The sequence below is a fragment of the Alloprevotella tannerae ATCC 51259 genome, from assembly GCF_000159995.1.
GTDB classification, from domain to species: domain Bacteria; phylum Bacteroidota; class Bacteroidia; order Bacteroidales; family Bacteroidaceae; genus Alloprevotella; species Alloprevotella tannerae.
In genome coordinates this window covers 856632-865158 of record NZ_GG700642.1, presented here as the reverse complement: position 1 = coordinate 865158, position 8527 = coordinate 856632, and the positions used below count along the sequence as shown (strand labels likewise).

General features: G+C 47.9%; 3 protein-coding genes. 1 reads left to right on the top strand and 2 read right to left on the bottom strand.

What is annotated here, in order from left to right; translation table 11 throughout:
• Window positions 1–2220 precede the first annotated feature (2220 nt).
• Window positions 2221–2631: an HU family DNA-binding protein gene (locus GCWU000325_RS03520; protein WP_006254013.1), complete on the bottom strand. Its 411-nt coding sequence runs from the start codon at window positions 2629–2631 to the stop codon at window positions 2221–2223.
• A 1483-nt stretch (window positions 2632–4114) separates the two neighbouring features.
• On the opposite strand from GCWU000325_RS03520, the gene GCWU000325_RS03515 reads away from it, so the two are divergent.
• The gene (locus GCWU000325_RS03515; protein WP_006254739.1) at window positions 4115–6703 is read left to right on the top strand and encodes a beta-N-acetylhexosaminidase family protein; all 2589 of its coding nucleotides are present in this window, start codon (window positions 4115–4117) and stop codon (window positions 6701–6703) included.
• 223 nt (window positions 6704–6926) lie between these two features.
• Here the strand turns inward: GCWU000325_RS03515 and GCWU000325_RS03510 are convergent, their stop codons facing one another.
• The gene (locus GCWU000325_RS03510) at window positions 6927–8489 is read right to left on the bottom strand and encodes a hypothetical protein (RefSeq protein ID WP_006254738.1); all 1563 of its coding nucleotides are present in this window, start codon (window positions 8487–8489) and stop codon (window positions 6927–6929) included.
• Window positions 8490–8527: the final 38 nt, after the last annotated feature.

The window sequence follows — 8527 nt, the reverse complement described above, 5'->3', positions numbered from 1 at the left end:
CCCACGCGAAGTAATCGCCGAAGTCTGTAGAAGATGTTGCACCAATATTGCAGGTTGCCCATAAAGTTCCGCTAGGCAATCCCATATCCACATATTCATGACCATCTATGACGTTTGTCTGCGCGTAAGAGGTTGAGATAAATATGGTACTTAGAATAAATGATAGATAAGATCTCATATCGTAATAAATTATTTATTGTACATTGTCAGACTAAAGTACACAACTGCAAATATAGTTGTTTTGATTGATATTTCATCATTTTATTTTGATATATTCTATTCTTTCTGACTTTTACTTTCCGGTTCTAGACGGTCTTCTGCTCCACTTTGAGGATCAAGTCAAGCCTAAACTCTCCGAGGAAATTTTAAAAGACCAACCCTAAGGGGTTGCAAAACGGCGTGGTCCACTAAACATGGTTAAAGCGTTACTCGCTTTAACCATGCTCTGCCAAAGGACCAACCTTAAAGAGTTGTTACTGTGTACATTGCCACGTATATCATTATAAATGAGAAACGAAGTAGGGACAATATGATATTGGTTTTATTAAATTACTATGTTGTCCGCTATCTCGCAGCGATAAGTACGCGACATTTGCAACCTCAAAATTCATCAATTACACCAAAATCTACCCGGAAATAGCCCACCTCTACCGACCACAATTGATTAAAGAGCATTTTACCACATTATTACGCCTCATTTCAACGCAATTTTACCCATAAACAACCCACTTTTTACGCCTCGCGTCTATAAAAATGACAACATCCCGCCCAAATTTCCATAACTTTCGACTAAATTCATTCACAAATATCCCTATTCTACACCTCTCGCCTGTGATAATGTCAATAACTCACCTAATTTCACGCAACTTCCGCCCAATTTATTCCGCCAATAACCCCATTGGGGTTAGTCTTTTGGCAGGGCAGTGTTGACGCACAGCGTCAACGCTGCCACGAATCAAGGGCTCAATGACAACCCCGTAGGGTTGGTCTTTCAAAACATCCCAATTCATACACGCAGCAAACCTTGAAAGACCAACCCTAAGGGGTTGCCCTCTCGCGACACACTATGGCAGGGTTGTCGCTCCGCTCCAACACCTGCCCTGCCAAATGACCAAGCCTAAGGGCTTGTTTTTGTACATTTTTCCTTACCGCTCAACTCTCTATACTTGCTATGGAATATGGCCAATTCTCCGCCCAAAATCACAATAATATCGTATAATCTTGCCCACCAATACCGCATCACCGTCCAAGTTACAGTGTCAAAATCCCCGATTCCATCGATGAAATCCAGATAATCCTTATACAATATCGCCCACAAATAACTTTATCGCAACCGGACACACCTATGAACGCGCCAATCTCCCGATTGAAACAACATAATCCTCGCGCATTCTCACCCGCCAATAACCCCATCGGGGTTAGTCTTTTGGCAGGGCAGTGTTGACGCACAGCGTCAATGCTGCCACGAATCAAGGGTTCAATGACAACCCCATAGGGTTGGTCTCTCAAGATACCCCAACTCATATACGCGTCAAACTTGAAAGACCAACCCTATGGGGTTGCAAAACGGCGTGCCTCATTAAACAGGGTTAAAGCACTACGCACTTTAACCCTGCTCTACCAAAAGACCAAGCCTAAGGGCTTGTTTGCATGTTTTTTCCGCACTCCCATATAAACTCGCAACGGAATATGGCCGATATTCCGCCTAAAATCACATAATCCTCGCGCATTCTCACCCGCCGATAACCCCATCGGGGTTAGTCTCTTGGTAGGGCAGTGTTGACGCACAGCGTCAACACTGCCTCGAAGCCCCGTAAAAATGCCAACCCCATAGGGTTGGTCTTTCATAAACACGCGAAAATGTATCAATACGAAAATAAAATTATTCAAAAAAACCGCGGTTTCATCGCATATTCGGCTATAAAAATGCCGAATAAACCACCCCGCCGCAACCCACTACGCACCTCCGCCAAACTATCACCTATGATCGAAAAAACTCTCCTATAAGACAATTTTAATTTGCTTATAAGAAAGTTCAAACTTTCACCTAAGAAACTTTTTCCGATCATAGGTGAAAGTTTCAACAAACCCTATCCCCGAACCACCGAAAAACGACCCATTTTCGACAAGATACGAAAAAACCGCGCTTTCATCGGTTGAAAACGCGGCCTTTGCTAAATGTAAATTGTTGCCGGCACTAAGCTGTGCCTCAATCCTCACCTACTTCGCATTCCGGATATCGTCCTGCGCACCGAAGATTAAGTTGCGCTTGTCGAGTGCCATACGCATCGTACTGCTTTTCGTGAACCTCACGCTCACGCGCTTAATGAGATTTGCCCCTTTTTCCTTTGCCTCTTTCGCCGTCGTTACGCCCTCGCCGTGCATCGTCAGGCGAAAAGAACCGAGGTCTCCTAAGCGAACCGAATTACCATCCGCAAGTGTTTGGAGAATTTCATATTGCAGGGCATCCAATACCGCCTTGACGGAGGCAGAAGATACGCCCGAACGCTTCTCGATGCGCCCGACAATCGTGCGCAACATCACGGGCACGCCCGGCGCCATCTGGGGATAAAATTTCACTTGATCTCTCTTGAGCGGATTTTTCTTCGCTCTGATAACAAATTTAATCATTGTGGTATAGATTTAATTGGTGAATAATTGAACCAAGAGCGCTCCTCGCCCTTGCGCATGCAAAGGTAAGCATTTCCGTTGAGCCGACAAAACGCGATATAATCCATTGATAATAAGCAAATCCACGGATGATTTTGAAAGACCAACCCTAAGAGGTTGCACATTGCGGCGAACTATGGCAGGGTTGTCGCTTCGCCCCAACGCCTGCCCTGCCAAAAGACCAAGCCTAAGGGCTTGTGTTGCGGGCGTAGGCATTGGTAGTTTGATTTATCAGCATATACAAACGGCTATATGCGGACGATTTTGAAAGACCAACCCTAAGGGGTTGCCCATTGCGGCGGATTGTGGCAGGGTTGTCGCTTCGCTCCAACGCCTGCCCTGCCAAAAGGCCAACCCTAGGGGGTTGTGGTGCGGGCGTGGGCATTGGCGGTTTTGTTTGGTATTACATTTGATATAATATAAATATGCGGCTAAAAATTGCCCGCCTAAAATCGCCAACTATCGCGCGTTGTCCGTCACAAATAACCCCTTAGGGGTTAGTTTTTTGGTAGGGCAGTGTTGATGCACAGCGTCAACGCTGTCTCGGAGCATAGTAAAATTGTCAATCTCTTAGGATTGGTCTTTCAAAACGACCCAACGCCCGCCGGAAGAAAGTGTAAACGACCAACCCTAAGGGGTTGTTTTGCGGGGGTGAGCTTTGGCAAATTGATTTATTAGCATATATAATCGGCGAAATGCAGTCGTAAACAAAGACCAACCCTAAGGGGTTGCACTTCGCGCTGGACTTAGGCAGGGTTAAGCCGCTTCGCATCTTAACCCTGCCCTGCCAAAGGACCAACCCTAAGGGGTTGTTTTTGAGGGTGTAGTTTTGTCGGTTTAATTTTGTGTTACCTTTGACATAAATAAATATGAGGCTAACATTTGCACGCCTAAAATCGTCAACTATCGCGCACTTTCGTTCACAAATAACCCCATCGGGGTTAGTCTTTTGGTAGGGCAGTGTTGACGTGTAACGTCAACGCTGCCTCGGAGCATAGGTTAATTGACAACCCCATAGGGTTGGTCTTTCAAAAACATGCCAATGCCCGCCAGTAGAAAGGGTTAACGGCCAAGCCTAAGAGCTTGCGTTGCCAGGGGGAGCCTTGTCAGATGAAGTTAGCAATTGCCTTGCGATCATTGACCTGAATGATAGTAAACTTTTTGGCCTAATAACTTATAAACCTATCGCAAGTTTGGTTGCACATTACTGATCATATCACGATTTACTACAATTCTTCGATAAAAAGTTTAGGTATTCGTGATGCGAATCTTCTGTTAAAGGAATTTTTAATGTGCGGTGAGGGGTTAAAGTCATTTTAATTTCTTTTTTTTGCAGGTAAAATTTCTTGTTTTACGGAGGGAGCTGTCGGGTTGCCTCTCTTTGTCGGCTTGAACTTATGTAGAAGTATGTGGTAAGTCGGCTGCTAAATATTGAAGAACTTACATGAAACAAAAGAAACGATTCGTGGCTTTCGCTTGGGGCTTATGCGCCCTGGCGGCCGCTTATGCACAGAGCAATGAGTTTGACCTAAGTAGTCAGCGCTTGGAGGTGCAGTGGGTCAATCCGGCTCCGGGAGAGAAGATGGACCATCACGGACTTGTGGTCAATCCCACGCCGCGTTATATGAAGCTGACGAATGAGGGAACGATCGATATTAGTGGCGGCGTAAAGTTGGAGTCGCCTCTACCGACGCTTAAAGAGGCTTGGGACTATCGGGGCGATATTGACTTCCTCGTTCATACGCCCAAGGGCTTCCCGCTGCGGCTGCAATTTGCAAAGATACCGGTGATTATAGAGAAAGGCTATGAGGGTAGTTCGGTTGCAGATGGTGCCTATTCGTTGCGCATTACGAAGAAGGGTATCAGCATTATGGCTGAGAACGATTTAGGACTCTTCTATGGCATCCAGACTTTGCGACAATTGATGGAGAGTCCGGCTGTGGAGGGTGGAAAGAAGCTTCCTTGCCTCGAGATTAGTGACGCGCCGGTTTTTCCTTATCGTGGCGTCGTGGAGGGCTTTTATGGGCCACCTTGGTCGCACGCTGTGCGTTTGTCGCTGATTGATTGGTATGGTAAGTATAAACTTAACACCTATATCTATGGCCCTAAAGATGATCCTTATCATAGTGCTCCGAATTGGCGACTGCCTTATCCCGTGAAGGAGCAACAGCAGATTAAGGAACTGGTTGAGGCCTGCCAAAAGAATCGGGTAGACTTCGTTTGGGCTGTGCATCCGGGAAAGGATATTAAATGGAACGAAGAAGATTATCAGAACCTCGTGCATAAGTTTGAGCTTATGTATGCTGACGGTGTGCGCTCGTTTGCCATCTTCTTTGATGATATTGAAGGCGAGGGCACTAATCCGAACCGACAAGTAGAACTGCTGAATCGTCTGACCAAGGAGTTTGTGAAAGCGAAAGGTGACGTGTCGCCACTTATTGTTTGCCCTACGGACTATTCCAAGTTGTGGGCAAAGGCCGGCGAAGATGGACCTTTGAGTATCTATGGCCGAACGCTCGACCCCTCTATTCGCGTGTTTTGGACGGGCGATGTGGTTTGCAGTGACGTGACAAAGGAGACGCTCGATTGGGTCGATAGTCGCATCAAGCGTCCGGCTTTCTTCTGGTGGAACTATGCGGTAACCGACTATGCCCGACATATTATCTTGCAAGGGCCGGTCTATGGCTTGGACAATTCGCTTAGGAACAATGATATGTGCGGACTTGTGAGCAATCCGATGGAGCACGGCGCGGCTTCAAAGCTGTCGCTTTATAGCGTTGCCGATTATACTTGGAATCCGAAGGACTACAATCCGATTGACAGCTGGGAGCGTGGCTTGGAGGTGATGATGCCGCGGGCTAAGGAGGCTTATCGCACCTTTGCGATTCACTCGGCCGATACGGAGACGGGCTATCGGCGCGATGAGTCGTGGGAGACGGTCATTTTCAGATTATCCAACTACACGCGCGGGAAACGTGACGATCTGTATCAAGAATTTGAGCGCGTGGCGAAAGCGCCGGCTGAGATCGAGGCCGGCTGCACGGACCCACAATTGCTGAAAGAGTTGAGGCCGTGGCTCATAGAATGTGGCAAACTCGGCGAGCGAGGTAAGAAGGCTATCGAACTTATGGATCTCTATCGCGCAGGACATACGCAGAATTTCTGGCAAGATTATCTGAAGAATTGTATGCGTTCGGAGGATAAGAAAGCCTACGAGGCGCACAAGTTGGGCACGATGAAGTTGCAACCCTTCTATGACTTTGCGATGGAGGATCTGGCTGATGTCTTCTACGAACAGCTTTCGGGGCAAAAAGCATTCAGGCTGCGCGGCATAGGAACATATAAAAGTATCAAGACGATGCAAAGCCGATTGATGTTTGATGCGGATAGCGTGACCCACTACACTTCAGGCGTGTCTCAGAAAGACGGCGACTGGATGGGCGTAGCGCTTCCTGAACTGACAGCCGTGAGCGATATACACATTTTGCAAGGTAGAAATTCGAAAGACGATTGCGACTTCTACGACCACGCGACTTTGGAATATTCTGTTGATGGCTATGCTTGGCAGCCGCTGTTGGCTGATTTGAAGAATTGCTATGATATTCTGTGGCAGGGTGAGCCGGTTATGGCGCGTTATATACGTTTGCGCCGATTGGATTCTGCGCGCAAGAATTGGGCGGCTATACGCTCTTTCGTTGTGACGCCGGCCGATGGTGCTTCCGTGGTATTGAGTGATAGCAAGGCTACGGCTGAGCGGGTCGTAAATGCCTTTGATCGCCAATTGAACACAGCTTATAAGAGTACGCACGTCGTTTTGTTTGAAGTGCCGCGTGCTACGAGTGCTTACACCTTCCTGCTTGATTTGCCCAAAGGTGGTTCTGTGCGCGTGTGTCAGTATGATAAGCGCAAACGGCTGAAGGCTGAGATGACTACTGATAAGTCGTTTTTCACCGTAGACGTAGCAAAGGGCGTGGATCATATCGAACTGGTCGGCAAGGCTGACGTCTATGAGATCATTCCAAAGCGTATGTAAGTAATAGGCAAGGTCCGCGCGTCGCCTTCGTCTGCGGCTACCTTTGCCGCTTAGCCTCGCCGGCTGCCTTTATGGCAGATGGCGCTAAAACGAAAAAATAGGGCTGACACCGTTCATAAGTGTCAGCCCTTTATTATATCCTTAAGACTTTTATTGGGTTGCCATAAAAGCCTTAGCAAGAGGGCAGTGGCCGAGCATTTGGCGACAGCCCCTTATGGTAGCGTTACTTCACAATCTTCTGCGAAACCTTAGAGCCATCCGTATAGAACGTTGTTTGCACGTAGATGCCTCTTTCCGGACAACTTACGCTGCGGCCGGATAGATCGTAGAACTCAACACGCTCGATGCGCTTTGTCGTAGCGGGCTTGAGGCCTGTATCAGATACGACATATTCCGTGATGCCTGAGCGGAGGCGCTGGTCGCCGTCAATGTAGACCGCTTCCATTCCGACTTTCTCCTTCGCGTCTTTATAGAAATAAATTGCGCGCGCATTGTCGTCATACTTGTAGAAGTGATATTGATCAGAGAAGGCGTAGGGAACGTCGGTCATCTCTTCCGTTAAACTCTTGTATGTGTCGGGTTTGAACGTAAATAGTTCGCCGTCGATGTAGAGATTGTAGTAGAGATGTGAGGGGTCAAGATAGTTGAAGTCGGCTGAGTAGTAGCTCAAGGTGAACTGCAAACCGCCGGGACCACCCCAAGGATTCGGATCGTAAGGCTGATAAGCCGTGAGTTTCGGCGGCATAGGCGCAGCCGGCTTCTTATCCCATTGATTGATGAGCGCATAACGATACACGTCGAAGATGTGCGTGCTGCGATCATCCTCCATACTCTTGTGAATCATTAAGATGCCCTTCGTGCTGAGCGCGTTTTTCTCTTCATCGTAAGTGAAGACGAGCGGATCCGGACTGATGCAAGCTTTCGCAAACTCTTCGCCCGATTCGCTCTTGCCCTTGCCCATATAGCCGGAAGAAGCATAGACGTAGCAAGCCGTCGTAGTGTCGATACCAACATAGGAGGTAGAGGGGAAAGTGACGGTCGTGCCTTCCTTCTTTCCCTTGATCCACAAGCCTTTCACGTTAGCCGACAGGTCGCCAATATAGACATCTTCACCATCCATAGCGTATTTCACGGGATACAACTGCGATTTGCCCTCCATATCCATATAGAGTATCAGTCCGTCCCAAGTCTTCGCCGAAGCTGACGGCGCTTCCGTGTTGTTGTCCTTGCGCACGCCCTCGTAAGTGGCTTCTGCATAGCTGGTCCAAGCACCCGTTTCGCGGCACATACCGATCATTTCTTCTCGACCAAGCACCATTATGAGCGAGTCGTTGCGCCATACGTATTTCAACACCTGATTGGCTTCGCCTTCGTTAGGCATATACGTTTGCTTACCATCTTTAGTTGCCGGATGAATGCGATAGAGATAGCCATACTTGTAATCGCCCGTAGAGAAGTCTTTCTCGGCAAAGATTGCTTGCGGAAGTTGGAAACTGATCGTGTCTCCCTCCGTGCGTTTACCTTTAATCCAAGTCTTCGTATAGAGCGAGTTGAGCGGGTTTTCGAGGTACACAGCGCCGTCGTCGCCAAAGACGATTCGATGCCAGTCGCCCGTGCTTTGATGGGGTACGCCATAGTAGTAGATCGACTCAAAGCCCGTCGTCGTACGGTAAAGGTTGATCGTTTCGCCCGCAGCCGGCTGCGTAATGACCGTCGGAGCGTCCTGTGCTACCGCCATACCTGCAAAGAGGGCGGAGAACAGGAAAGTTGCGAAAAATTTCTTCATAAGTAAATAGCGGTTTTTAGTTATACAAATACAGCTTT